This is a genomic window from Plantactinospora soyae (assembly GCF_014874095.1).
Classification (GTDB): domain Bacteria; phylum Actinomycetota; class Actinomycetes; order Mycobacteriales; family Micromonosporaceae; genus Plantactinospora; species Plantactinospora soyae.
In genome coordinates this window covers 9433345-9458916 of the sequence record NZ_JADBEB010000001.1, presented here as the reverse complement: position 1 = coordinate 9458916, position 25572 = coordinate 9433345, and the positions used below count along the sequence as shown (strand labels likewise).

Here is a 25572-nt window from a genome sequence, read left to right as displayed (position 1 = left end):
GGGGCGGCGGATGCCACGGACAGGCTCGTTCCGGTACAGCGCGCGGGCCCGGTGCGAGCTGGCCGACGCGGTGCGGTTGCTCGGCGACGTGCGGCAACAGGCCGAGCTGCATCCGCTGATCGTCCGGGTTCGCCCCCTGTCACCCGGGCCGGGGGTTCTGGGCAGCCAACTCGTCACCGACCGGCTGGTCTGGGGCCCCTTCCGGTTCCGGATCAACTACCGGGCCGACACGCTCCGGGTCGGGCCGGACGAGGTGGTGCTGGTGGCTCGGCAGTGGCCGCGTACCACGGTGCACAACCACACCCGGCTGACCCGGGAACCCGACGGACTGGTCCGGGTCGACGTCGAGATCACCCTGTCCGCGCCCGCACCGCTGTTTCCGTACGCCTTCCGGCAGGCGCGCGCCGCCCACCAGACGCTGGCGGCTCGCCTCCCCGCCGCCCTGGAGGGGTAAGGAAGGGCCCCTTCTTATCGTTTTCTGTAGAAGAAGGGCCCCTTCCTAACCGCTTGCCCCGGCGTAGCCGACCCCACGGCTTGTAGGTCGACAGGACGGTGGCGACGATCAGCAGGGTGCTGGAGACGATCGACGCCATCAGCAGCCCCGTACGGGCCTCGGCCGGGGTCGCCGCGCCCAACTCGGCGGCGGTACGCAGGTTCGGCATCAGGGCGAAGAGGACGGCGCCGAGCATCACCGTGGTGATGATCAGTTTGACCATGACCCAGCGGTGCCGCAGCAGCCCCCACGGGGTGCACAGCGAGCTGACGATGCCGACCAGCCAGGCCAGCACGCTGAGCGGGACGAAGAGGGTCAGGCCGATCAGGCCGATGGCCGGATAGACCACGCCCGGGGCGGCGCCACGCGCCCCGGCCACGCCGAGCGTCAACAGCACCACGTCGACGCCCAGCCAACCGACGGCGGTGACGACGTGCAGGGTGAGCAGGGCCTTTCGCCAGGGCGGAGAGAGCTTCATGCCGATAATGCTCCCGAGCAGGCGCCCTCGTGGCGTCGTGCGAGTGTGTACGACGTGGATACGTCACCGGACGTACGGGTGGGCGCCGCCGGCTGACCGGCGGCGCCCGTTCGGTGCGGGCACCCGTACCCGTGGCATGGCGCGGCGGGCGGGTCGTCCGCCTAACGCTGCCGGGGGATCAGCGCCAGGTGTCGGTCCAGGTCGCGGTACAGGGGGTGGCGGACGGGGTGCTCCGGGACCGGTTCGGATCGCTCTCCCAGACCACCTGAGCGCCGTTCCGCTTGACGTACTTGTACTGCACGGCCGTTCCGCCGGGCAGGCCGACGGTGGCCCGCCAGACCGGGTAGCTCGCCGAGGAGAGCGGAACACCGTTCGCCGGATCCCAGTTGCCCAGTGCCGGGACGTTGCCGACGACGTAGACGTTCTGTCCCCAGACCGTGCCGGTGTCGACCTCGAAGGTGGTGGCGACCGTGCCGCAGGTGCCGCCGGTCGGCGGCGGCGTCGTGGTCGGGTTCGGGCCGGGGGTTGCCGAGGTGCGGGCGTTGACGTGCAGCGCCAGCGCGCCGTTCGCCGGAACGGTCGCGGTGACCTGGCCGGCGCTGTTGACCGGGTACGTCGTACCGGTGCAGGCGCCGCCGCTGAAGTCACCGTTCATCACGTCGCAGTAGGTGCCGGCCGGCAGGCTGGTCTGGAAGGTACGGGTCAGCGCCCCACCGTTGCGGTTGAAGGCGGCGTACCCGGTGCTGCCGCGCCCGAAGGCGATCTGGTTGCCGCCGTTGCTCCACCAGTTCGTGACGCCGGCCCCGGCGGCGGCGTTGCGCAGCCCGACCATGTTGGCGGTGGTCCGCCAGCGGTGCTCGCACGCCCAGCCGTTGGCGCAGTTGACCGAGCTGGTGGTGCCGTTGCCGTTGCGGGGCGGCCCGGCCTCCGGGTCGCTGAACGTGAAACTCGACATCACCTGCGGTACGCCGTACGGCCAGGCGATCATGAACGCCTCGGCGAGCGCGTACGCCGAACCGTTCTTGTACGTCAGCCGGGCCCGCCCGTTGCGCTGGGTGTCGTGGTTGTCGACGAACGCCACCGCGTCGCCGGAGCTGAGCCGCATGGACGAGGCGAGGTTGTTCAGGTTCGCCAGGTTGCCGCCGGAGAACGCGTTGCCCACCACGTCGCCGTAGCGGAACTCGGTGACGTCGCCGACTCCCGCGTACTCCTCCGGGGTCGGTTCACCGGAACCGCCCTCGATCACCTCGGAGAAGACGTACGGGCTGCCGCTGACCGGGTCGACGATCGCAGCCAGGTCGGCGGCGGGAAGGTGCTTGGCGGCGTCCACCCGGAAGCCGTCCACGCCGAGCGAGACCAGGTCGTTCAGGTACGCGGTGAGCCTGCCGCGCACGTACGACGCCTCGGTCCGCAGGTCGGACAGGTCGACCAGTTCGCAGTTCTGGATCTCCCAGCGGTCGCTCCAGTTGGCGATGTCGTCGTTGCCGTTCCGCCCACAGTGGTGGAAGTCGTCGTTGCCGTACGGCACCGCCGGATAGGAGTAGTGGCCGTACGTCGAGCCGCCGCTGCCCGCCCCGGTCGACGCGCCGCCGGCCATGTGGTTGACGATCGCGTCCACGTAGATCTTCACGCCCGCGTCGTGGCAGGTCCGGACCATGCTGGCGAAGGCGGCCCGGTCACCGCGCCGGGTGGTCAACTGGTAGCTGACCGGCTGGTAGTCCTGCCACCACGGGTAACCCCGGCCGGGCAGTACGACGTGCTCCTGCGGTGGCGACACCTGCACCCCGCCGAAGCCCTTCGGGCCGAGCACGGTGGTGCACTCGGTGGCGATCGAGGCCCAGGGCCACTGGAACAGGTGGACGATCACGTCCTTGGCGCCGGGACTGGCCGGGCTGGCGGTAGCGGGGGCGGCGGGTCGGGCGGTGACGCCACCGGTGACGGTCGCGGCGACGGCGAGTACGGCGGTCAGGACGGCGGCGAGGGTTCTTCGGGTACGCATCGGAACCTCCTCTGCGCGGAGCGGGCGGGGACGGGGTGCCGGGCGCGGAGCACCGTCGACGGGTCAGGTGGCGGGGCGGTGCGGCGGCTCCGGCCTGCAAGTTCTTGCAAATGTTGCGGGGAAGCTATCACCGCTTTGCGGAGGCGTAAAGCATCGCCGGACTTGGATGTCTGGGTGGTGTTGAGCTGGTTTGTTCGCTTACCGTTTGCAGGGAACCCGCCGTCGCGCCGGCGCCGCTCGGCATCGCCGCAGGTCCTGGCCGGGCGGCTGGCGTACCCGTCTTGCAGAACTTTCAGGTCTTGATCCGTCCCGGCCTGCGATTACCTGCTCAGCCGCGTGGGCCGTACATGATGATCGCGACGCCGACCAGGCAGACGGCGGCGCCGGTCAGGTCGTAGCGGTCCGGCCGGAACCGGTCCACCAGTACGGCCCAGCCGAGCGAGCCGGCGACGAAGACCCCGCCGTACGCGGCGAGCACCCGGCCGAAGTGCGGGTCCGGCTGGAACGCCGCGACGAAGCCGTACCCGGCCAGGGCCAGCATGCCGGCGGCGACGAACAGGAGTCCGCGCTGCTCGCGGACGCCCTGCCAGACCAGCCAGGCCCCGCCGATCTCGGCGACGGCGGCGAGCAGGAACAGCAGCAGCGAGCGGGCCACGGTCATGCCGCTCATTGTCTCCGCAGGCCAGGGCCGTGCCGGGCAAGGGGCCGGTGGGGGACCGGGACCGGGGCGACGGCCGGTTGCAGGCATCGATATCTGTCTCTAAGCTGAGCCGGGCGTCGGCAGTGGACGATCCGGGCTCGGGCTGGCCGGGTCGTCGCGCCGATCGCCGTCCGATCGCGGGAGCCGATCGATCGCGGGAGGCGCAGGACGGCCGTGCACGTCTCGTCGTGCACCGCCGACCGTCATCCCAGCAGCAGCACTGCCGGCACCCGGTGTGCGGTGCCCGGCAGTTGTCGAGAGGAATCCCATGAGGGTCTCCGCACCGTACCGCCGCGTGTCCCTGGTCGTCGCCCTGGTGACCGCACTCGCCGCGAGCATCGTCGCCGTGGTCAGCCTGACCCTGGTGCCATCCGCCCAGGCCGCCGCCGGATGCCTGGTGGGCTACCAGGCGAACCAGTGGACCGGTGGCTTCACCGCCGCCGTCCGGGTGACCGCCGGGGACACCGCCGTCAACGGCTGGACCGTCACCTGGACCTACGGTGGCGACCAGCGGATCACCAGCAGTTGGAACGCCGAGGTCAGCCAGTCCGGCACGGCCGTGACCGCCCGGAACATCGCCTGGAACGGCTCACTGCCGGCCGGCGGGTCGACCGAGTTCGGCGTGCAGGGCACCTACGCCAGCAGCGCGGCGGCCCCGACCGGCTTCACGCTCAACGGCGTACCGTGCAACGGCGCCGGACCGACCACCCCGCCGACCACGGCTCCACCGACCACCCCGCCGCCGACCACGGTCCCGCCGACCACCCCGCCGCCGACCACGCCTCCGCCGACCACCGGGCCGCCGGCCGGCTGCGGCAGCGCCGCGCTCTGCGACGGCTTCGAGAACCAGACCGGGTCCGCGCCGTCCGGCGACTGGAGCGTGAACTACCCGGACTGTCAGGGGACCGGTACCGCCAGCATCGACACCACCGTCGCCCGCCAGGGCACCCGATCGGTACGGATCAACGGCACCGCCGGCTACTGCAACCACGTGTTCGTCCGGTCGAGCCGGGACCTGAGCGGGCTCGGCGCGGTCCGGTACGCCCGACTCTGGGTCCGGCACACCACCGCGCTGCCGACCCAGCACGTGACGTTCCTGGCCATGCGGGACGCCAACGACGGCAACCGTGACCTGCGGATGGGCGGCCAGAACGGCGCCCTGCAATGGAACCGGGCCTCGGACGACGCCACTCTGCCCGAGCAGAGTCCGAACGGTGTCGCACTCAGTCTTCCGCTGCCGGTCAACCGGTGGACCTGTGTCGAGTTCATGGTCGACGGTACGCAGGGCCGGCTGTCGACCTGGGTCGACGGCTCGGCGGTGACGGGGCTGACCGCGGACGGCACCCCGACCCACGACGTCGACGGGCAGTGGCTCAACCGGGCGAACTGGCGGCCGAACCTGACCGACCTGCGGTTGGGCTGGGAGAGCTACGGCGAGGGCGCGGACACGCTGTGGTTCGACGACGTCGCGCTGGGCTCGACCCGGATCGGCTGCTGAGGCGACCGGTACCGACACCGGTTGGCAGCACCTACGGTTCGGCGTCCGTCACCTGGAAAAACACCGGGTGACGGACGCCGAACGGGCCCGTCGGCACCGCCCAGGGGTGGCGGGCGGTGCCGACGGACGGCTTTCAGTTCATCGACAGGTGCACGTGGTTCGTGTGGTCGCTGGACGGATCGCCGTTACCGCCGTTGTAGGTCTTCCAACCGCTGCTCGGCAGCCAGATCTGCTTGAACCAGATCACGTACAGCACGCCGAGCCGGTCGGCGTTCCGCACGAAGTACGCCGCCAGGTTGTTGCCGTACGTCCGGTCGCCGCCGGTCGCCACCCCGCCGAATCCACCCTTCTGGGCGGCGAAGTCGCAGGCCTGCCCCTTGGGGTGCTCGCCGCTGCCGCCACTGCGGAAGCAGGAGACGAAGCGGGTGAAGCCGGCCGCCTTGGCCTGGTTCAGCGCGTGCAGCGTCCGGGCCGTGATGCACCCGCTGGTGGTCGGATCGTTGAGGCTGCACGACTCGTCCGGGAAGGAACCGTCGGAGTTGCGTGGCGCCGGCCTGGCCGACGCCGAGCCGCTGCCGCTGATCCCGGAGCTGGATCCGCCGCTGTTGGCCGCCGCGAGCGCCTTCTCGGCCTGCTTCTTGCGGGTCTCCATCACCTCGACCTGCTTGCGCTGCTCGCGGACCTCCTGGTCGAGTGCCTCCTTCGCCCGGCTCTCCTCCTCGACGCTGTCCCGCAGGCCGCGCAGCTCGCGGCTCTCGTTCGCCGAGATCGTGTCGAGGGCGGCGGCCCGGTCCACCAGGCTGGTCGGGGAACCGCTGCTGAGCAGGGCGGATACCTGTCCCAGTCGACCGGTCCGGTACGCCATCCCGGCCAACTGGGCGACCCGTTCGCTCCGGGTCGTCACCTCGGTACGCAGCGTCCCGAGCCGGGTGGTCAGTTCCTTCTGTCGTTTGACGGAGTTGTCCAACTTGTTCTTGGCGGTGACGTAGCCCTTGCTCGCCGTCTGGAGCTGCTCGCGCAGGCTGTCGCTGCCTCCCTCGTCTTCACTGCTGCTGGGTGCCTGGGCCAGTGGGCCGGGTGCTGCGTACCCGGGTGTGGCGCCCAGGGTCGCGACGAGCGCGCCCAGGGTGAGCATCGTGGTTGCCACGGCGGCGAGCCGTGCTACCGCCTTCCGGGCGGATGTCGGGGCGCGCCAGACGAAGGTCGGAGACGTTCGGGTGGGTGCCAGGAACGGCATGACAGCTTCCTTCCGTCAGCCGCCGACCGGGTTAGCTGACGGGTTCGGGACGGAAGATCCCTACCGCTGACGCGGATACACCCCTGGTACGTGGTTCCCCGGCTCGCGCGTGGCGATTAGGCGACGGCCCCCGCAGGCACCGGAGGGTGCCACCTAGCGAAGACCGGGGCCGAGCCTACCGGCAGTTGCCACCCGGGGACACGGGCGGTGTTCGGGGTTGGATCCCCAATTCTCCTGTTTCGGACGGATGTAACCGGACAAATTCGACCGGTGACACGCCGAAACTTAAGATGCGGCTAACCATCGGTGAGCCTCGCTGGCTACCAGTCCGTGGGACCACACCCGCCGGCCGCGGTCCTCGGCTCGACCTGGAGCGTGGCGTGCGAGATGTGGAAGTCCTCGTGCAGCGCCGAACGGGCCGCGGCGAGCACGGCGGCGACCTCCGCACCGGTGTCCAGGGTGAGGTGCGCCGAGGCGACCTCCATGCCGGAGGTGAGGGTCCAGACGTGCAGGTCGTGTACGTCGCAGACGCCGGGCAGGTCGGAGAGCCGGGTCCGGACCGCGCCGACGTCGAGGTGCTCCGGAGCGGCCTGCACCAGGATGCGTACCGCGCTGCGGCCCAGACGCCAGGTGCGGGGCAGGATGAACAGCCCGACGGCCAGCGCCACGATCGGGTCGGCCCAGCGCCAGCCGGTAAAGATGATCACAACGGCGGCGACGATCACGCCGGCCGAGTTGAGCAGGTCGCCGAGGACCTCCAGGTAGGCGCCGCGCAGGTTGATGCTCTCCCGCGCCCCCGCCCGGAGCAGCCAGAACGCCGCCAGGTTGGCCAGCAGTCCGAGCGTCGCCACCACCAGCATCGGGCCGGCCGCCACCTCGGGCGGGTCGCCGAACCGTCGTACCGCCTCGACCAGCACGTAGAGGGCCACCCCGAACAGCAGTACCGCGTTGGCCAGCGCCGCCAGTACCTCCAGGCGGTAGAGACCGAAGGTCCGCTGCGGGTCGCCGACGGCCCGTCGCCCCGCCGTGATCGCGGCCAGGGCCATCCCGATCCCGAGTACGTCGGTGAACATGTGTCCTGCGTCGGAGAGCAGTGCCAGCGACCCGGTGACCAGCGCGGCGGCCGCCTCGACGACCATCAGGGCGGCGAGGAGCGCGAAGGCACCCCACAACCGCCCCAGGTGCCGCTCCGAGGCGCGGGTCAGCTGCCCCCCGTGGTCATGACCTGCCCCCACCCGCGTCCCTTCCTCACTCGGCCCGCCCCGCTCCGATACTGCCGGGCCCGGGTTGGTCGGGGAGCCCTCCTATCCAGAAAACGATAGGAAGTGGGCCGCTCCGTACCCCTCGGCGCCCGTCCTGCGTCGCCTCCGTCGCGCCACGGCCCGTCATCCGTCGTCGGCGAGGGCGGGAACGATCGGTGCCCGCCCGGCGCGCCGGGCCGGCAGCAGGCTGGCCAGGACCGCCGCCGTGGCCGCCAGCGCCGCGCAGAGGGCGAGCTGGCCGATCGGTACGGCCGGCAGCCCGTGCCCGTAGCTGTCGATCAGGCCCACCGCCGCCGCCACGCCGAGGCCGGCCCCCAGGACGGTGCCGGACAGCGTCCCGACCGCCGCGACCAGTGCCGCCTCGGTCAGCAGCATGCCCACCAGTTGTCGGCGGGACAGTCCCAGCGCCCGGACGGTGGCCGACTCCCGGCGACGTTCGAACACCGACAGCGCGAGGGTGTTGCCGATCCCCAGCACCGCGATCAGCACCGACATGCCGAGCAGGGCCGCGAAGATGCCCAGCAGTTCGTCGAGGGTCGCCGACAGCGCGTCCGTCTGGTCGGCGAGGCCACGGACCCGGACCGCCGGATAGTCGACCAGCACCGTGTCGATCACCTGCCGGCCGGCCGCCGTCGACACCCCGGGCGCCAGGTCGACGAGGAGCCGGTCCGGCTCCCCGACGCCGTACGTGGCGAGGAACTGTGGCCAGGAGACCAGGGCGGCACCGTCGGTGGGCGCGTCGTCGTAGAGCGCGACCACGGTCAGCGGGCCGGACGGGGCCAGGGTCAGCCGGTCGCCGATCCGCAGGCCGCGCTCCTGGGCGAACTGCCGGTTCAGCGCCACCGTCCCCGGACCCAGCCCGGCCAGGCTGCCGGCGGTCACCTCGGGGCGGATCGGGCCACGGAACTGCTCCGGCGGGACCGCCCAGATCCGGATCCCGGCGTCCAGCGGAGCGGTGGCCCGGCGTACCTCGGCGACCGTGGCGAACGCCGGATCCGCCCGCAGCCGGGACGCCAGTCCGGCCGGCAGCGGTCCGCGTACCGCCGAGGGGGCGCCGTCGGTCCGGACCCGGTCGAGCACGAACTCCACCGGGAAGTTCTCGGTCAGCTCGCGGCCGGCCTGGTCCCGGGCGGTCGCCAGCAGCACGCTGAACATCGCCATCAGCGCCACCCCGATGGTCAGCGCCGACGTCGTCGCGGCAGCCCGGCGCGGATTGCGTCGGGCGTTGGCGACGGCCAGCCGTACCGCCGGGCCGAAGATCCGGGCCGGCAGCCAACCGACCAGCCGGACCGCCCGGGGGACCAGCAGCGGCGCCGCGACCACCGCGCCGAGGAAGACGACCATGCCGCCGCCGAGCACCAGCGGCAGACCCGGAAAGGCCAGCGGCAGTCCGGTTCCGACGGCGAGCAGGCCCACTCCGGTCAGCGTGCCGGCGAGCGCGATCCGCAGCCGCCTCCGCCGCCCGGGTCCGGCGCCCGCCTCGGTGCTGTCCCGGGCCAGCAGCGCGGCCAGCGGCGGCACCCGACTGGCATCCAGCGCCGGCACCAGCGCGGCCAGCACCGCCACCAGGGTGCCGAAGCCCAGCGCCACCGCCACCGTCGGCCAGCGGACCACCGGCGCGTGCAGCGGGATGTCCGAGGCCACCAGTTCCCGACCCCGGATCAGGCCGTACCCGACCACCAGGCTCGCCAGCAGGCCACCGATCGAGGCCAGCAGCCCGAGCAGGCTCGCCTCCAGGAGTACGGCACCGGCCACCTGCCGCCGGGACGCGCCCACACAGCGCAGCAGGCTCAGCTCCCGGGCGCGCTGCGCACCCAGCATGGCGAAGGTGTTGTAGATCACGAACGCCGAGACGGTCAGCGAGACCAGGCCGAAGCCGAGCAGCACCGCGAGGAACCCGTCGACGTACTTCGCGGCCTGCCGGGCGAGCCGGTCCCGCAGCCCGGCCCCGGTCAGGGCCTGCTGACCGGGACCCAGCACGGCGGCCACCCGGTCCCGCAGCTCGGCCGGATCGGTGCCGTCGGTCGCGCTGACGACCACCTGGGCGTAGTCGGTGGTGCCGGTCAACGTCTCCAGATCGGCGGGGCTCAACGCCGCGACCGCCGACCCGCCGAAGAGCCGGTTCACCCCGAGATCGAGTACGCCGACCAGCCGCATCCGGTGCGGGGTGCCGGCCTGGTCCAGCACGGTCACCGGCCCCTCGGGTACGAATCCCGCGCCGGCCACCGTCGCGCGGTCCACAGCGATCTCGCCCGGCACCCGGGGCAGCCGCCCGCCCGCCAGGTCATACGGGGCCAGCGCGGCGACGCCGGGCACCGACAGGGCGTACCCGATGTGCTCCTGGCTCTCGATCAGCCGACCGTTCCGGTCCAGTACGCCGAGCCACGCGATCACCCGCCCGTCCACCGCCGCCACCCCGTCCACGGCACGGATCCGCTCGACCGTTGTCGGGGTAACCAGCCCGGCCTCCGGCTCCACCACGACGTCCACGTTCCGGGCCGAGCGGGCCAGGTCGCCGTAGAACGCCGCGCGGGCGGTGTCGCCATAGACGAGCGTGCCGGCCAGGAAACCGACCGCCACCACCACCGCGAAACCGGTCAGCGCGAGCCGTACGGCGTGGGCACGCAGATTGGCCAGGGCAAGGCGGAGCAGCGGCCGGTTCATCCCGGCGCCGGAACCGGGCGGGGGAGCGGCGCGCCGACCGGTCCGGCGAGCGGCACCACGCAACTGTCGGTGGGCTCGGGCTCGGGCCGGGACGGGCGGGTGTGCGCGGGCTCGGGCCGGGACGGGCGGGTGTCACCGGGCTCGGGCCGCATCCGGCCAGTGTCACCGGGACCGGGCCGCCGAGGCGATCGAGATGTCGAGATGCGGACAGCTCGACACCTGGCATTATCGGAACCTGTTCCAGGTGACACTCGTCGATGCCCGGTGGTCTCGGGTCGCGAGGCGTGGACCGGGTCGGGCCGGCCGAGAGGCGACCCGCCGGTCCGGCCTGCGGCGCGGGGCCCGGACCGGGCCGTGAAGGGAGCTATCAATGCGTCGCCGCCGACGTATCCCCGTCCTGGTCGCCGCCACCCTGTCCCTGGTCGCCACGCTGGTGGCCAGCACCGCCGCCGCGCCGGCCAGCGCGGGCGGCCGTACCCCGCTCGGACCATCGACCATCGACCTGCCCGCCGGCTTCCAACCGGAGGGAATCGCGATCGGCGCGCTGCCGTACGCGTACTTCGGATCCCGGGCAACCGGGGCGATCTACCAGGCCAACCTGTTCACCGGCCAGGGAAAGGTGATCAACACTGGGCCGGGCACCCCGTCCCTGGGCATGAAGGTCGACGGTCGGGGCCGGCTCTTCGTCGCCGGTGGGTCCGGCGGGGACGGCCGGGTGATCGACACCCGGACCGGACGGCTGCTGGCCAGCTACCGGTTCACCGACCAGCCGAGCTTCGTCAACGACGTCGTGCTCACCCCGGACGCGGCCTGGTTCACCGACTCGACCAACCCGGTGCTCTACCGGGTGCCACTGGGCCGGCACGGTGCCCTGCCGGGCGCCGACGGAGTGGTCCGGGTCCCGCTGACCGGCGACATCGTCTACGGCACCGGAATCAACGCCAACGGGATCGCCCGGACCCCGGACGGCAGGGCCCTGGTGATCGTGCAGTCCGGCACCGGCCTGCTGTTCCGGGTCGACCCGGCGACCGGGGTGACCCGGACCGTCGACCTCGGTGCGGAACTGCTGCCCAACGGGGACGGCCTGCTGCTCGACGGGCGGACCCTCTACGTGGTGCAGAACCGGCTGAACACCCTCGCGGTGCTCCGGCTGGACCGGTCCGGTGACAGCGGCCGGGTGGTCGAACGGGTGACCGACGCCGGATTCGACGTACCGACGACGGTGGCGGCGTACGGCAAGCGGCTCTACCTGCCGAACGCCCGGTTCACCACCACACCGACCCCGAGCACGCCGTACACGGCGGTGGCGGTTCCCCGCCCCTGAGGGTGGTTAGGAAGGGCCCCTTCTTCTACAAAAAGCGATAACAAGGGGCCCTTCCTTACCTCCAGTCGACGGTGGTGAGGCGTTGGGTGGCCCGGGAGAGGGCGACGTAGAGCGTGCGTACCCCGGCCGCCGAATCGGCGCGGATCTGGTCCGGCCCGACCAGCACGACGCCGTCGTACTCCATGCCCTTGGCCTGCATGGCGTCGACCACCTGGAGTCGCGGGTCGGCGGCGTCGGCGAGCCAGCTCGCGACCTCGGCCAGGCGCGGCACCGGCGCGATCACCCCGACCGTGCCCTCGACCTCGGCCAGGAGTTTCGTGGTCGCCTCGCGGACCGCCCCGGGCAGGTCCGCCGCCGGGACCGTCAGCTCCACCGGCTGCACCCCGGTGCTCCGGACCGCCACCGGCAGCGGCAGGTCGGGGTAGACCTCGCGGATCGCCCGCGCCGCCACCGCGAAGATCTCGGCCGAGTTGCGGTAGTTGGTGGAGAGGGTGAAATCGTGCCGGGGTCGCCGGCCCAGGGCCTTGTTCCGGGCCCGGGACAGTTCGGCCGGGTCGCCCGTCCAGGCGGTCTGGGCCGGGTCGCCGACCACCGTCCAGGAGGCCAGCCGGCCCCGACGGCCGAGCATCCGCCACTGCATCGGCGAGACGTCCTGGGACTCGTCGACCACCACGTGGGCGTACTCGCGGTAGTCCGCCGGCCGCTCGGCGTCGCGCCGGGCGGCCCGCTGCCGGTCCGCGTACGTGGTCACCTCGCGGACCCCGCCGACGAGCTGGTACGGGTCGCGCCTGCGCCGGGCCGGCCGCGCGGGCCGGCCGAGCAGGTTGTCGAGCTCGTCGAGCAGGGCCACGTCGCCGACGCTGAACGTGTCGCCGTCCAGCGTGCGGTACGCCTCGGCGAGCAGCCGGGACTCGGCGTTCGACAGCAGGCCGTTGGTGTACCGGCGCAGCCGCTCCGGCCGGGCCAGCCAGGCCAGCACGTGCCGGGGATGCAGCCGGGGCCACCAGGCCCGGAGGAAGTCCCGGAAGTCGGACCGTTCGGCGATCTCGTCCTCGAAGGTCCGCTGGTCGGGCAGTCGGCCGACCCGCAGCCGCTGCACCTGGGCCCAGAGCGCGTTGAAGATCCCGTCGAAGCCGGCCCGGCGTACCTCGTTGCGCCGGGCGCCCGGCGGTAGTGCCCGGGTCCGGATCGTCTCCAGCTCGGCGGTGGTGAGCCGGAGCAACTCGCCCCGGTACAGCAGCCGCAGTTCGCCGGGCGCGTCCGGGACCTGGTCCCGGGCCGCCCGCTCCAGCACCCGGCGCATCCGCAGCGACCCCTTGATCGCGGCGACCGCCGTCGGGTCGGTACGGGTCGCGGTCACCCCCTCGAACAGCGAGCCCAGCGATTGCAGGGTCGCGGCGTTCTCGCCCAGCGAGGGGAGCACCGAGGCGATGTACTCGACGAAGACCGCGGACGGACCCACCACCAGTACGCCGCCGCCGGCGAACCGGTTGCGGTCGGAGTAGAGCAGATAGGCGGCCCGGTGCAGGGCCACCGCCGTCTTGCCGGTGCCCGGTCCGCCGGACACCATGGTCACCCCGCCGGCGGGGGAGCGGATCGCCTCGTCCTGCTCCCGTTGGATGGTGGCGACGATGTCCCGCATTCCGCGGCCGGTGGTCCGGGACAACGTCGCGAGCAGGGCGCCGTCGCCGACCACCCGCATCCCCTCCGGCGCCGCCGCCGGGTCGAGCAGGTCGTCCTCGATCCGGGTCACCCGCTCGCCGCTGGACGAGATGACCCGACGCCGTACGACGTCGCGCGGGTCCGCCGCGGTGGCCTGGTAGAAGGCGGCGGCGGCCGGGGCCCGCCAGTCGATCACGAGTGGTTCGGCGTGCTCGCCGCGTACGCCGAGCCGGCCGATGTGCAGCACCTGGCCGGATCGGAGGTCCAACCGGCCGAAGACCAGGCCCTCGTGTTCCGCGTCGAGGGTGTGCCGGCGCCGGGCGGCGTGGAAGACCATCGCGTCACGTTCGACCAGCGCGCCGAAGTTGCCCACCCGGGCCAACTGGTAGCCGTCCTTCTCGGCCAACTCGGCGGACCGCCGTAGCTGCGCCAGCCGGGCGTAGACCCGATCGAGATGGCGCTGTTCGGCTTCGATCTCCTGCCGCAGCGTGGTGTGGTCGGTCAACGCGAGTGCTCCCGGAGATCGATATCTGGCCACACCGTCGTCCGGGACCATCGGTCCGGCCGCTCGGGTGCCGCGTAATTGCCAGGAAGCGAGGGTACGCCGTGCCCGCTCGCCCCGGCTCCGCCGCGCCTGATCCGCGCGACGTCACCGGTGTGACGAGGGCCGCCCGGGGTGTGACGACGGGCGCGTTCGTCGTCGTGGTCGCCGACGGGCGGGCTGCCGGAACTCACGTACACGCTGCGCCGTGGCGGTCTCCCCGGCGTCGCGGCTGTTTCACGATCGACCTTCCGCCCCGTACCCCGGCCCGCGCCGTCGCCTTCCGGACCACCTTGGGCCGCGACATCGCCCGCGTGGTCACCGAGAGCAGCGCGGTGGTGACCTCGTCGGCGCGTTCCAGCATCAGCATGTGACCGGCGCCCGGACAGACCGTCAGCTCCGCCGACGGCAACGCCTCGGCGATCGACACCGCGCAGGGCGGTGGGGTGAGTCGGTCCCGGTCGCCGACCAGTGCCGCCGCCGGTAGGTCGCCCAGCTCGGCGAGGGTCGCCAGCCGGCTCTGGGCGCCGATGGACGGCCGGAACCCGCCGATCGAGACCAGTGAGGCGCGGGCCACCGCCGAGGTGGTGAGCCGGATGTCGGCCGGTTCACAGGCGTCGCCGAAGAGCAGCCAGCGCAGGGGCGGGCGGAGCGCGTAGAGCAGTGGCAGCGGAGTCCGCCAGCCGCCACACCGGGCCAGGAGTCCGGCGCCGGCCAGTTCGGCGATCCGGAGCAGCCGGGCGACCGGCCCCGGCAGGCCGTACCCGGTGTGGGTGTGGCCCTCGGCGGTGGTGGAGACGAAGAGCAGGCCGGCGATCCGACGGGCGAAGTCCCCGGGGTGCCGGTGGGCGTACTCCATCACGGTCATCCCGCCCATCGAGTGGCCGGCCAGCACGATCGGGCCGGTCGGGGCCACCTCGGCGATCACCTCGGCCAGGTCGTCGCCGAGTTGCGCCAGCGTGGCCGAATGCAGGGTGGCCGGACCGGACCTGCCGTGTCCGCGCGCGTCGTAGGTGACCACGCGTACCGCCGTGCCGAACGTCTCCTGCAGCGCGGTCACCTGGCGGTGCCAGGTACGCCCGTCCAGGGTCCAGCCGTGCAGCAGCAGGACCGTCAGGTCGGCGGTGTCCGGACCGTACGTGTGCACACGTAGCCGGACGCCGTCCGCCAGCCGTACCGAGCCGGGGTCGGGCATGGTCACCTCCGCGTCGCGCCGGGGGTAAGCCGTACCCACGGGTAACTATCCTGCCCGATGCGACGTTCCGGCGGGCGGGGTGGTTCTGTCGGCTTTCCGCGTGCCGGAACACGTCGCCGATCGTGGGATACCCGCACCGCCGCGCGGTGAATCCTCCCGACCCCGTCCCCGACCCGCCCCTTGTGGGGGGAATGCGGGGCCGGCCGGGCCGGCGGGAAGCTCCCGGTCGCCGGTTGAACCGGGCCGGCACGCAGTAACGCCCCGGCGCCGGTGAACCGGTGCCGGGGCGTTACGGATGTGTCGGTGGTGCGTTCGCGGACTCAGGCCCCGAAGACGCCGGCCTCGACCAGCCGCTTCTCGGTGCTGTCCCAACCGTCACCCGGGTACGCGGCGGCCAGGTTGTTCAGCTCCGCGCGGATCTTGATGGCGTGACCGGCACCGGCCAGCACCCGGATCTCCTCGACGAACGCCTCGGAGTTCGTGCTCAGGTGCGAGGTCTTGCCGTTGGTCAGGTTCCGCACGTAGGCGTGCTTGCCGCCATTGAGCGGAATCAGGTACTTGAACTCACCGAGCACGCTCAGGGCGCCACCCTGACCGGCCTGGCCGGCGCGGACGGATGCGCGCGCGGTCTTGGACGTGTTGCTCGCCACGGCGGTACTCCTTGAATGACGTACGGGAGGACGGGAAAGTCCGAGGGGACAGCCGGCGGCAGGCCGCCGGAAAGTACTGCGCCGCCCGGCTTGGGTACTGGCCGAACTTGAGCGGCAGACGCCGCCGGGCAAATTTTACACGACAGCGGTGATGACCGGTCGGCTACCGCCGCTGACATGGGGTCCAACTACCCTCACCGGTACGGCTATTCCCCCGGGGCAGTTTCGTGAATCCCTGGCGTACCATCCGTCACAACCGTCATCATGTGTTCCAGCATCGTTCGGTGAGGCTCGTTCGGTGAGGCGAGGTCGTAGGGGAAGACGCACCTCGCTCTCCGGGAGGTCACCGTGCCAACGCGTGGCGTCGTATACGTCCACTCGACCCCACTCGCCGTGTGCCAGCACGTCGAGTGGGCGATCGCGCGCGTCCTTACCGCGCCGGTCAACCTGCACTGGACGGGCCAGCCGGTCGATCCGGCCGCCCGTCGAGCGGAATGTGGGTGGACCGGCCGGCCAGGGACCGGCGCGGAACTGGCCGCTGCCCTGAGACAGTGGCCCATGATCCGCTTCGAGGTGACCGAGGAACCGAGTCCCGGCGTCGACGGCGAGCGGTTCATGTACGTGCCCGGTCGAGGGCTCTTCCGTGCCACCGCCGGGGCGGCCGGCGACATCCAGCTCGGCGAGGACCGACTCCGCTCGATCATGGAGTCCGCGCGGGCGCCGGAGGCCCTCGCGCACGCCCTCGACAAGGCGATGGGTACGGCCTGGGACGCCGAGTTGGAGCCCTACCGGTACGCGGGGGACGGTGCGCCGATCACCCTGCTCACCCGGGTCGGCTGAGTTCCGGGCCGGTCGGGTTCGCCTGCGGCGGCCATCACCGCCGCCGCGGGTCCGGTCGGCGCGTCTACGTCCCCGGCCGAGCGGGTCACGGCACCGGCCGAGCGGGTCGGTGCGGCTGGCCGGACCACGGTCAAGTTGCCCGGCCAGGGGCGGGCTGATGGGATAGCGGGCGTGTCGACTCCCCTCCGGCGCGCTCCGGCCGTGCTCGCCGTTCTCTCCTTGTTGATCGTCTCCGGCTGTGCCGGTACGCCCGACCGGGAGGGGACAGCCACCCCCGCGCCGTCGTCGCCGTCCAGCACCGGCCCGACCGCGCCACCCGACCCGGGCGTCCGAGCCGCCCAGCTGGTCGGCACCCTCGCCGACGAGGACCTGGTGGGCCAGGTGCTGATGCCGTACGCCTACGGCAACTCGGCCAGCGAGGTGTCCGCCGGGTCGGCGGCCGGCAACAAGAGGCTCGCCGGAGTGGAGACCCCGGCCCAGATGATCGCCAAGTACCGGCTGGGCGGGTTGATCCTGGTCGGCTTCTCCGCCGACGACCCCACGGGCGGCAACCAGCCGACCACCAACGTCGACAACCCGACGCAGGTACGCGAGCTGACCTCCGGCCTCCAGGCCGCGGCCGGCAAGCTGCCGGTCGGTGCCGTACCGGCGCTGATCGGGATCGACCAGGAGTTCGGCGTGGTCACCCGGATCTCCGAGGGGGTCACCAACCTGCCGAGCGCGATGGCCCTCGGCGCGGCCGGCGATCCCGCGCTAACCGAGGCGGCCTGGCGGAGCGCCGGCACCGAACTCGCCGCCCTCGGGGTGAACGTCGACTTCGCGCCGAGCGCCGACGTCCTCGGCGCGAACAGCAAGGTGATCGGCTCCCGGTCGTACGGCTCGGACCCGAAGGCGGCGTCGAACCAGGTCGGCGCCGCCGTACGCGGCCTACAGGGGGCGGGCGTCGCGGCCACCCTCAAGCACTTCCCGGGGCACGGCCAGACCGCCGCCGACTCGCACAAGGGCCTGCCGGTGGTCACCCAGGACCGCAAGCAGCTCGACGCCTCCGCCCTGCCGCCGTTCGCCGCCGGGATCGGCGCCGGGGCCTGGCTGGTGATGGCGGGACACCTCGACGTCCGGGCGGTGGACCCCGGGGTACCGGCCACCTTCTCCCGCAAGCTCCTCACCGACGTGCTCCGCACCGAACTCGGCTTCACCGGCGTGCTGGTCACGGACGCGATGGACATGGCAGCGGTCGCCGAGCAGCCGCCCGGCCAGACCGCCGTGCGGGCGCTCAACGCCGGCAACGACCTGGTGCTGATGTCGCCGAACGTGACCGAGGCGTACGACGGGGTGCTGGCCGCGCTGCGCGACGGCTCGCTGCCCCGGGCCCGGCTGGTGGAGGCGGTGACCCGGGTGCTGACGCTGAAGTTCCGGCTGGCCGACCGGCCCCGGCCGGAGATGAGCACGCTGAACAGCGCCGGCCACCAGGAGGCCGCCCGGCGCGCGGCCACCGCGTCGATCACGATGCTGCGGGGCAAGTGCGGCGCGGCGCCGGTGGCCGGGCCGCTGACCGTGACCGCGGCGGACGGCCGGGGGACCAGCCGGGACCGGCTGATCAAGGCCCTGCGGGCGGCGGGGGTCAAGGTGGTCCCGTCCGGCGGCAAGGTGGTGCACCTGGTCGGCTACAACGACGGTGCCGGCGACCTGCGGGCCGACGCCGCCGTCACGGTGGGGATGGACACGCCGTACCTGCTCGGCCGGGCGAAGTCGCCGGTGCTGCTGGCGACGTACTCGTCGACGGCGGTGTCGATCTCCGCGCTGGCGGACGTACTCGCCGGGCGGGCCAAGCCGACCGGAAGGTCTCCGGTGCAGGTCACCGGCCTTCCGCGATCGAGTTGTCCGGCCGGCTGAGGCGTCACGCCCGGTTGCGGCGCTGGTGAGATCGGTCACCCGGGCTGCTGGTAGCGTTCGGCTGTCGGCAGATCCATCGGACGGGGGTGTACGGACTGTGACGAGCCGGGAACCGGCCCTGTCCGTGGTCGTGCCGATGTTCAACGAGGAGAGCGTCCTTCCGTTACTGGTCGAGCGGCTGCGTCCGGTGCTGGACGGGCTCGGCGAGCCGTACGAGGTGGTCGCCGTCGACGACGGAAGCACCGACGCGACCCCGATCGTCCTGACCGGACTGCGGCGCGGCTGGCCACAACTGCGGGTCATCCGGCTCCGGCGCAACAGCGGACACCAGGCGGCGTTGACCGCCGGCCTGTTCCGGGCCCGGGGCGGTTACGTCGCCAGCATCGACGCCGATCTCCAGGATCCGCCGGAGGTCCTGGTCGACATGTTGCGACTGGCCCGCGACGAGACCCTGGACATCGTCTACGGGGTACGCGCCGACCGGTCCACCGACACCGCGTTCAAACGGTCGACGGCCGGCCTCTACTACCGCCTGGTACGCCGACTGGTCGGCAACACCGTTCCGGCCCAGGCCGGCGACTTCCGACTGCTCAGCCGGGCGACGGTCGAGGCGCTGCGCGAGTTGCCCGAGCGTCGTCCGGTGCTCCGGCTGGTGGTGCCGTGGCTCGGCTTCCCCAGCGGCGAGGTGCGTTACGTCCGCGATCAGCGCGCGGCGGGCAGTACGAAGTACTCGCTGTCCCGGATGGTCCGGCTGGCCACCGACAGCATCACCAGCTTCTCCGGGGCGCCGCTGCGGCTGGCGACCTGGCTCGGCGCCGGCGGCATGCTGCTGTGCACCGTGATGCTGGTGCTGGCGATCATCGCCTACTTCCGCGACTCCACCGTCACCGGCTGGGCCTCGCTCTACGTGGCGGTGCTGTTCCTCGGTGCGGTCCAGCTGCTCTGCCTGGGGCTGCTCGGCGAGTACATCGCCCGGATCTACACCGCCGTGCAGGGCCGGCCCAGCTACTTCGTCGGCTCGGACACCGCAGACCTGGTCGAGCAGCCGGCGCCGGATGCCGACCTCGCTGAGCCGCTTCCGCCGAGCGCGGCGGCAGCACCGGCCGCCCGCAACGGCGCCACGAGGTCGGTTCGGTGAGCGCGAGGAGTGAGCCGGTTTTGCGAGCCCCGCAGTCGCGAACGGAAGCTGGCATGGTGAGCGCGAGGAGTGAGCCGGTTTTGCGAGCCCCGCAGTCGCGAACGGAAGGTTTCGGCCGGTGAGTGTTACCGCTCCGGCGGTGGCGGACTCCTCCCTTCCCACGACGTCGGCCCCGGCCAGCGCACTGCGCCGCTGGTCGCCGCTCGTGGTGGGGGTCGGCTACTTCGTCGTGGTGCTGCTGGCGGCCGACACCTCGCCGCTCGACCTCGTCCGCTACGCGGGGTACGTCCTGCTGGCGCTGATCCTGCCGGGCACCCTGGTCTACCGGGCCCTGCGCCGACAGCCGCACACCCTGGTCGAGGACGTGGCGATGGGCGCCGCCGTCGGGCTGGTGCTCGAACTGCCCGCCTGGGCCGGCTACGCCGTACTCGGCCTCGGTGGTTGGTTATGGACCTGGCCGGCGGCGATCGTGGCGGTCTTCGTCGCCGTACCGAAACTGCGCCGGCACTGGCGGGTCGACGGCTACCGTCCCACCCCGGTCGGCTGGTCGTGGTCCGTCGTCGGCGCGGTGGCGTTCTTCACCACCTACCTGTCGATCACCTTCCTGGAACGCAACCCCGTCCTGCCCACCTCGGACGGCACCCTCCAGTACCTCGACCTCGCCTACCAGCTCTCGCTGGCCGGTGAGGCGAAGCACCAGTTCCCGATCCACGTACCCCAGGTCGCGCAGGAGCCGCTCGACTACCACTGGTTCGGGTACGTGCACATGGCGGCGACCAGCCTGATCGGGCACATCGACCTGCCGGTGGTGGCGCTGCGGCTGACCATCCCGGCCCTGTGCGCCGCCGCGATCGTGCTGACGGCGGTACTGGGCTGGCGGGTCAGCGGCCGGCCGTACGTCGGGGCGATCGCCGCCGCGCTGTTCTTCGTCGTCGGCGAGACCAACTTCACCGACCCGGTGACGATGCCGTTCGGCACCCAGGCGTCGTTCGTGATCTGGCACGGCATGTCGATGATCTACAGCTGGGTGCTGCTGATCGCGTTGATCGCCGTACTGGCCGATCTGGTCGACCGTCGCCCCGACCGACCGGTCGCCCCGATCGGCCGGGGCGTGTTCGTCCTCGTACCACTGCTGATGTTCGCGTCCAGCGGTGCGAAGGCCAGCTCGCTGCCGGTGGTGGGGGTGGCGCTGGCGGTCACCGCGCTGGCGATGCTGATCCGGACGCGTCGGATCCCGTGGGCGGTGGTCGGGGCGGGACTGACCGCCGCAGCCGCCCAACTCTTCGCCACGGCGGTGCTCTACCGCTTCAAGGCGTACGGCATCGAGGTCGACCCGTTCGCCAGCCTGGCGCCGTACTGGACCCTGTCGCCGGACGGGCTGGGTTGGACCGGCCCGTTGGCGGTGGCGGCCGTCTGCGCCGCCTTCCTGGTCAACATGCAGCTCCGGGTGGTGGGCGTCGGCCCGCTGCTGTGGCTGCGCCGGGGCCGGCTGGAACCGGTGCAGTGGTTCCTGCTCGGCGGCACGCTGGCCGGCCCGGCGTTCTTCCTCCTGCTGGAGCAGCCCGGTGGCGCCAACCAGTACTTCACCCGGGCCGGTTTCACCTTCGCGGTGGTGCTGTCGGCCTGGGGGTACGTGCTGCTCGCCGAGCGGGCCGAGCTGACCCGGCGCTCCCGGACGGTGCTGGGCCTGTTCGCACTCGTCCTGGCCGTCGTCCTGGTCGCGATCCAACTCCGGTACGCCGACCCGGCCCCGGCCGGAGCGCCGTCGGACTGGCTCCGGCCACTGCTCTGGTGGGCCGGCAGCCTGGCCGTGATCGGGGTGCTCGCCGTCGGGGTCTGGCTGCCGGCGAGTCAGGGCATCGCGGCGCTCCGGGGCCGGGGCGCGATCGCCCTGCTCACCGCCGTACTGGTGGTCGGGGCGCCCGGCCTGGTGATGGACATGCAGAAGTCGGCCCGGTCACCGAACGGCGGGGCGTACGCGGTGATACCGCTGCCGAAGTCCCGGATCGACGCGGCCCGCTGGACCCGGGAACACAGCGCTCCGGGTGACGTGCTGGCGACCAACGTGCACTGCCTGGCGGTGGTCAACGGCTGGTGCGACTCGCGCTCGTTCTGGCTCAGCGCGTACGCCGAACGCCGGGTACTGGTCGAGGGCTGGGGCTTCGCGCCCCGGGTGGCGGCGCTGGGGGCGTACACCCCGTTCTGGGACCAGGACCTGTTGCGGCGCAACGACGCGGCGATCACCGCACCGACCGAGGCCGGACTGCGCGAGCTGCGGGACCGGTACGCCGTACGGTGGCTGGTGGTGGACCGGTCGGTCGGGCCGGAGTCTCCGGAGCTGCGCCGACTCGCCCGACTGGGCTTCGACAACGGCCGGATGGCGGTCTACCAGCTTTCCTGAGCCGGCCGTACTCCGGGCCGAGGGCCGGGCGGGGCTACCCGGCGGGGAAGTAGCGGTCCAGCATCTCGTTGCGGAACTTGCCGGTCGGGTCGTACCGGCCCATCAGCGCGACGAAGTCGGCGTGCCGGTCGTACCGGTCGCGCAGCACCTCGGGTGGGGTGACGAAGAGCTTGCCCCAGTGCGGGCGGGGGGCGAGCGGAGCCAGCCGCTCCTCGATCGCCGCCAGCACCGGCAGCACCGCCTCGGTGTCCTTGACCCAGGTGAAGTGCAGCGCCACGCTGTCGCGCCGGTAGGCCGGGCTCAGCCACAGCTCGTCGGCGGCGATCGTGCGGATCTCCGAGATCTGCAGGACGGCGGCGATCCGGTCCCGGATGCCGTCCAGCGCGGTGAGCGCCGCGACCAGGTCCCGGCGCGGCACGAAGTACTCGGTCTGGAGTTCCTCGCCGCTGCTCGGGGTGAACTCCAGCCGGAAGTGCGGCAGCCGGGCGTGCCAGGGCCCGGGTACGCCGAGCTGCTGGGTGCAGTGCACCGCCGACATCCCCGGTACGGGGTGCCGGGCCTCGGTGGCCAGGGTGGCGTCGAACCAGCGGGCCGGAGCGTTCCAGTCGCCGGCGCCGCTCACCCGGCGCTTGCGCCACACCTGGTTGACGTGCGGGCCGGCCCAGTCGGTGAAGAGGCTGACGCTGTAGTCGCCGCCGAGAATCTCCGCGTGGTGCCCGTCGAGTTGCTCGCGGGGCAGGTCGTCGTAGACGTACTGCTCGATGTCGAACGCCGGGACGAGATCGAGGGTGAGCCGGGTGACCACGCCGAGCGCGCCGAGCCCGACCACGTGGCCGAGGAAGTTGTCGCCGCCCGAGTCCCGGCGCAGCGTCACCAGGTCGCCGTCGGCGGTGACCAGCTCCAGCCCGGAGACGGCGGTGGCCAGGTTGCCGTTGCCCTCACCCGAGCCGTGGGTGGCGGTGGCGCAGGCGCCGGCCACCGAGATGTGCGGCAGCGACCCGAGGTTGTGCAGCGCGAAACCGGCCCGGTGCAGCCGCTCGACCAGTTCGCCGTACCGGATGCCGGCGGCGACGCTCACGCTGGCCCGTCCGGTGTCGATCTCGACGGTGGGCGGCAGGGCGGCGAGCGAGACGAGATCACCGGTGGTGTCGGCGATCCGGTTGAAGGAGTGTGCCGTGCCGAGGGCCCGTACCCGGTCGCTACCGGCTACAAGGGACTGGAGCTCGGCCACGGACCCGGGCCGGTGCAGCCGGCTGGCGCCGAAGTCGACGTTGCCGGCCCAGTTGGTGATCGGTCCAGTCATCGTCAACCTCTTCGGGGGTGTCTGACGCGTTCGAGGGGTGGTCGATCGATCGCCGTTCCGGCGGTACGGCTACGAGCCGTCCCGGGCGAACACCGGAGTCCGCATCCGCATCATCCAGTGGCTCGTCGGGATCCGGGTGGCGTCGTCGACGACCTCGCCGTCGACGTCGTCGAACGACTCCCGGCCGAGCGCGACGAACGCCTCCGGCTCCCGGACGTACTCGCCACGGTCGTTCTTCGACATCCACCGGGAGACCGGATGCTGGCCCGGTACCAGGGTGGGGTCGACGGCGATCACCCGGCCGCCGGGGACGAGGGCCCGGGCCGACACCTGCAACAGGTGCCGGGAGTCGGCGTCGGAGAGGTGGTGCAGCAGGCCGAGCAGCAGGATCGCGTTGACCGGGGGGATCTCCGCCAGGTGCTGCTCGCCGAAGACCTCGCAGCGGAACTCCGCCTGGTCGCTGCCCCAGCGCTTACGGGCGTGCGCGATGTACTTCTCCGAGGTGTCGAAGCCGTAGTAGCGGACCCGGGGCAGGCGCCCGAAGTAGTAGGCCGGGCCGCAGCCGACGTCGATGACCGTGTCGCCGTCGGTGAGCCCGAGCTCGTCCAGGCACCGGTAGCGGAGCCGGTCCGCGCCGAGGCCCTTCTGCAGGGCGACGTACAGCGCCTCGTGCCCGAGCAGACCCTTGATCGCTGTCAACAACTGCGTCTCTCCTCGGCTACCCGTCCCGGAAACCGACTCCCGTCGCGCCCGTCGGGCGGGGCGGGACTCGACCGACGAAACCTACCATCGGGGCGTACCCGGTTCGGGGCACGGTCGCGGCCGGCTCCGGGATCGGGGCCGGGCCGTCGTACCGACTCGTTACAGCGGGATGTTGCCGTGCGCGCCCCGGGCGGCCGGAGCCGCCGCGAGCGCCTCGGCGATCCGGCGGCGGGTCTTCCCGGGCGTGATCACGTCGTCGACCACACCGATCTCCAGCGCCCGGTTGACCCCGCCGGCCACCCGGGTCTGCTCCTCGATGAGCCGCTCGCGCAGCGCGTCGCGCTCCTCGTGCGGTGCGGCGGCCAGCCTCTTGCGGTGCAGGATCTGCACCGCGGCGGAGGCGCCCATGACGGCGACCTCGGCGTTCGGCCAGGCGAACACGGCGGTGGCACCCAGCGAGCGGGAGTTCATCGCGATGTACGCGCCGCCGTACGCCTTGCGGGTCACCAGCGTCACCCGGGGCACCACGGCCTCGGCGAAGGCGTGCAGCAGCTTGGCGCCGCGCCGGACCACGCCGTCCCACTCCTGGCCCAGCCCGGGCAGGTAACCGGGCACGTCGACCAGCACGACCAGCGGTACGCCGAGCGAGTCGCACATCCGGACGAACCGGGCCGCCTTCTCCGCGCTCGACGCGTCGAGGCAGCCGCCCAGCCGCAGCGGGTTGTTGGCGATCACCCCGACCGTACGGCCGGCGAACCGGCCCAGGGTGGTGACGATGTTCGGCGCCCACTTGGCGTGCAGTTCCACCCCGGGGGCGTCCAGCAGCGCCTTGACCACCGGCTTGACGTCGTACGCCCGGTTGGTCTCGGCCGGCATCAGCGCGGCCATGTCCTGCCCGGCCGAGGCCTCGGCCGGAATGTCCGCCGGGCTGAGCCGACCCTGCCGGCCCAGCAGTTCGGCGAGCCGGCGTGCCTCGTGGACGGCCGACGCCTCGTCCTTGGTGGTCACGTGCACCACGCCGGAGCGCCGGCCGTGCGGCTCGGGGCCGCCGAGGCGTTCCATGTCGACCTGCTCGCCGGTCACGCTGCGGACGACCTCCGGACCGGTGACGAAGATCCGGCCGGCGCCGCTCATGATCACGATGTCGGTCAGCGCCGGCCCGTAGGCGGCACCACCGGCGGCCGGGCCGAGCACCACGGAGATCTGCGGTACCCGCCCGGAGGCGCGCACCATCGCCGCGAAGACCTGGCCGACGGCGTCCAGCGAGACCACGCCCTCGGCCAGCCGGGCGCCGCCGCAGTGCCACAGCCCGAGCACCGGCACCCGCTCCCGGACCGCGGTGTCGATCGCGTCGACGATGTGCTGGCAGCCCAGCGCCCCCATCGCGCCACCCATGATCGTGGCGTCGGTGACGTACGCGATCGTCGGCGTGCCCTCCACCTCACCCCGGGCCCACAGCACCCCGGAGTCGTCCCGCTGGGTCGCCAGCCGTAGCGAACCGGCGTCGAACAGCGACCGGAGCCGCAACTCCGGATCACGGTGGTCGACGGTGGACGAATCAGGGTTCACGGACGTGGTGGTCACGGAAGCCT

The 25572-nt window shown here is 72.5% G+C and carries 20 protein-coding genes and 1 riboswitch; of the genes, 7 read left to right on the top strand and 13 right to left on the bottom strand.

The window, feature by feature from the left end; genetic code table 11:
* Positions 1-10: 10 nt before the first annotated feature.
* Complete coding sequence (locus tag H4W31_RS41220; protein WP_192771537.1) at positions 11-454, top strand: SRPBCC family protein; 444 nt, start codon at positions 11-13, stop codon at positions 452-454.
* On the opposite strand, the gene H4W31_RS41215 is transcribed toward H4W31_RS41220, so the two are convergent.
* The 3 genes from H4W31_RS41215 to H4W31_RS41205 all read right to left on the bottom strand — a co-directional run bounded on the left by H4W31_RS41215 (position 351) and on the right by H4W31_RS41205 (position 3631).
* A complete protein-coding gene (locus tag H4W31_RS41215) occupies positions 351-971 on the bottom strand; it encodes a hypothetical protein (RefSeq protein ID WP_192771536.1) in 621 nt (206 codons plus the stop codon). The two genes, H4W31_RS41220 and H4W31_RS41215, sit on opposite strands and share 104 nt — an antisense overlap.
* Positions 972-1149: 178 nt before the next feature.
* Complete coding sequence (locus H4W31_RS41210; RefSeq protein ID WP_192771535.1) at positions 1150-2970, bottom strand: carbohydrate-binding module family 20 domain-containing protein; 1821 nt, start codon at positions 2968-2970, stop codon at positions 1150-1152.
* Positions 2971-3298: 328 nt separating this feature from the next.
* A complete protein-coding gene (locus H4W31_RS41205) occupies positions 3299-3631 on the bottom strand; it encodes a YnfA family protein (RefSeq protein ID WP_192771534.1) in 333 nt (110 codons plus the stop codon).
* 307 nt (positions 3632-3938) lie between these two features.
* Here H4W31_RS41205 and H4W31_RS41200 point away from each other — a divergent pair, with 307 nt between their 5' ends.
* A complete protein-coding gene (locus H4W31_RS41200) occupies positions 3939-5168 on the top strand; it encodes a cellulose-binding domain-containing protein (RefSeq protein ID WP_192771533.1) in 1230 nt (409 codons plus the stop codon).
* Positions 5169-5301: 133 nt separating this feature from the next.
* Here the strand turns inward: H4W31_RS41200 and H4W31_RS41195 are convergent, their stop codons facing one another.
* From H4W31_RS41195 to H4W31_RS41180, 4 genes are all read right to left on the bottom strand, one after another.
* Positions 5302-6405, bottom strand: coding sequence for a coiled-coil domain-containing protein (locus H4W31_RS41195; RefSeq protein WP_404825674.1), 1104 nt, complete (start codon positions 6403-6405; stop codon positions 5302-5304).
* A 4-nt stretch (positions 6406-6409) separates the two neighbouring features.
* Positions 6410-6538, bottom strand: a riboswitch (cyclic di-AMP (ydaO/yuaA leader).
* Positions 6539-6725: 187 nt separating this feature from the next.
* The gene (locus H4W31_RS41190) at positions 6726-7640 is read right to left on the bottom strand and encodes a cation diffusion facilitator family transporter (RefSeq protein WP_192771532.1); all 915 of its coding nucleotides are present in this window, start codon (positions 7638-7640) and stop codon (positions 6726-6728) included.
* Between the two features lie 150 nt (positions 7641-7790).
* Entirely contained in the window at positions 7791-10331 is a 2541-nt protein-coding gene (locus tag H4W31_RS41185) for an ABC transporter permease (RefSeq protein WP_192771531.1), read from the bottom strand.
* On the bottom strand, positions 10328-10483 hold the full coding sequence (locus H4W31_RS41180) for a hypothetical protein (protein WP_192771530.1): 156 nt from the start codon (positions 10481-10483) through the stop codon (positions 10328-10330). Before H4W31_RS41180 ends, H4W31_RS41185 begins: the two co-directional genes overlap by 4 nt.
* A 218-nt stretch (positions 10484-10701) precedes the next feature.
* Between H4W31_RS41180 and H4W31_RS41175 the strand changes: the two genes are divergently transcribed.
* Positions 10702-11655 carry an SMP-30/gluconolactonase/LRE family protein gene (locus H4W31_RS41175; RefSeq protein WP_192771529.1) on the top strand — a complete coding sequence of 318 codons (954 nt, stop codon included), beginning with the start codon at positions 10702-10704 and terminating at the stop codon, positions 11653-11655.
* Between the two features lie 55 nt (positions 11656-11710).
* Here H4W31_RS41175 and H4W31_RS41170 read toward each other — a convergent pair whose 3' ends face one another.
* The 3 genes from H4W31_RS41170 to H4W31_RS41160 all read right to left on the bottom strand — a co-directional run bounded on the left by H4W31_RS41170 (position 11711) and on the right by H4W31_RS41160 (position 15703).
* A complete protein-coding gene (locus H4W31_RS41170; RefSeq protein ID WP_192771528.1) occupies positions 11711-13822 on the bottom strand; it encodes a HelD family protein in 2112 nt (703 codons plus the stop codon).
* A 226-nt stretch (positions 13823-14048) separates the two neighbouring features.
* Positions 14049-15053 (bottom strand): alpha/beta fold hydrolase, encoded by a 1005-nt coding sequence (locus tag H4W31_RS41165; protein WP_192772798.1) that lies wholly within the window; start codon positions 15051-15053, stop codon positions 14049-14051.
* Between the two features lie 320 nt (positions 15054-15373).
* The gene (locus H4W31_RS41160) at positions 15374-15703 is read right to left on the bottom strand and encodes a hypothetical protein (protein WP_192771527.1); all 330 of its coding nucleotides are present in this window, start codon (positions 15701-15703) and stop codon (positions 15374-15376) included.
* Between the two features lie 348 nt (positions 15704-16051).
* On the opposite strand from H4W31_RS41160, the gene H4W31_RS41155 reads away from it, so the two are divergent.
* The 4 genes from H4W31_RS41155 (at position 16052) to H4W31_RS41140 (ending at position 21975) form a co-directional block, all read left to right on the top strand.
* Positions 16052-16543 (top strand): DUF3145 domain-containing protein, encoded by a 492-nt coding sequence (locus H4W31_RS41155; RefSeq protein WP_192771526.1) that lies wholly within the window; start codon positions 16052-16054, stop codon positions 16541-16543.
* Positions 16544-16714: 171 nt separating this feature from the next.
* The gene (locus H4W31_RS41150; protein ID WP_192771525.1) at positions 16715-18436 is read left to right on the top strand and encodes a glycoside hydrolase family 3 protein; all 1722 of its coding nucleotides are present in this window, start codon (positions 16715-16717) and stop codon (positions 18434-18436) included.
* A gap of 97 nt (positions 18437-18533) precedes the next feature.
* Positions 18534-19574 carry a glycosyltransferase family 2 protein gene (locus H4W31_RS41145; RefSeq protein WP_318783683.1) on the top strand — a complete coding sequence of 347 codons (1041 nt, stop codon included), beginning with the start codon at positions 18534-18536 and terminating at the stop codon, positions 19572-19574.
* 118 nt (positions 19575-19692) lie between these two features.
* A complete protein-coding gene (locus H4W31_RS41140) occupies positions 19693-21975 on the top strand; it encodes a hypothetical protein (protein WP_192771524.1) in 2283 nt (760 codons plus the stop codon).
* 34 nt (positions 21976-22009) lie between these two features.
* Here the strand turns inward: H4W31_RS41140 and H4W31_RS41135 are convergent, their stop codons facing one another.
* From H4W31_RS41135 to H4W31_RS41125, 3 genes are all read right to left on the bottom strand, one after another.
* Entirely contained in the window at positions 22010-23278 is a 1269-nt protein-coding gene (locus tag H4W31_RS41135) for a D-arabinono-1,4-lactone oxidase (protein WP_192771523.1), read from the bottom strand.
* Between the two features lie 69 nt (positions 23279-23347).
* Entirely contained in the window at positions 23348-23980 is a 633-nt protein-coding gene (locus H4W31_RS41130) for a methyltransferase domain-containing protein (protein WP_192771522.1), read from the bottom strand.
* A 159-nt stretch (positions 23981-24139) separates the two neighbouring features.
* On the bottom strand, positions 24140-25564 hold the full coding sequence (locus H4W31_RS41125; protein ID WP_192771521.1) for an acyl-CoA carboxylase subunit beta: 1425 nt from the start codon (positions 25562-25564) through the stop codon (positions 24140-24142).
* Between the last annotated feature and the right edge of the window lie 8 nt (positions 25565-25572).

Coding starts and splice junctions, on each gene's coding strand:
- H4W31_RS41205 (WP_192771534.1), bottom strand. CDS start 3,631: ATGACCGTGGCCCGCTCGCTGCTGCTGTTCCTGCTCGCCGCCGTCGCC.
- H4W31_RS41175 (WP_192771529.1), top strand. CDS start 10,702: ATGCGTCGCCGCCGACGTATCCCCGTCCTGGTCGCCGCCACCCTGTCC.
- H4W31_RS41195 (WP_404825674.1), bottom strand. CDS start 6,405: ATGCCGTTCCTGGCACCCACCCGAACGTCTCCGACCTTCGTCTGGCGC.
- H4W31_RS41200 (WP_192771533.1), top strand. CDS start 3,939: ATGAGGGTCTCCGCACCGTACCGCCGCGTGTCCCTGGTCGTCGCCCTG.
- H4W31_RS41220 (WP_192771537.1), top strand. CDS start 11: ATGCCACGGACAGGCTCGTTCCGGTACAGCGCGCGGGCCCGGTGCGAG.
- H4W31_RS41165 (WP_192772798.1), bottom strand. CDS start 15,053: ATGCCCGACCCCGGCTCGGTACGGCTGGCGGACGGCGTCCGGCTACGT.
- H4W31_RS41215 (WP_192771536.1), bottom strand. CDS start 971: ATGAAGCTCTCTCCGCCCTGGCGAAAGGCCCTGCTCACCCTGCACGTC.
- H4W31_RS41210 (WP_192771535.1), bottom strand. CDS start 2,970: ATGCGTACCCGAAGAACCCTCGCCGCCGTCCTGACCGCCGTACTCGCC.
- H4W31_RS41135 (WP_192771523.1), bottom strand. CDS start 23,278: ATGACTGGACCGATCACCAACTGGGCCGGCAACGTCGACTTCGGCGCC.
- H4W31_RS41185 (WP_192771531.1), bottom strand. CDS start 10,331: ATGAACCGGCCGCTGCTCCGCCTTGCCCTGGCCAATCTGCGTGCCCAC.
- H4W31_RS41180 (WP_192771530.1), bottom strand. CDS start 10,483: ATGCGGCCCGAGCCCGGTGACACCCGCCCGTCCCGGCCCGAGCCCGCG.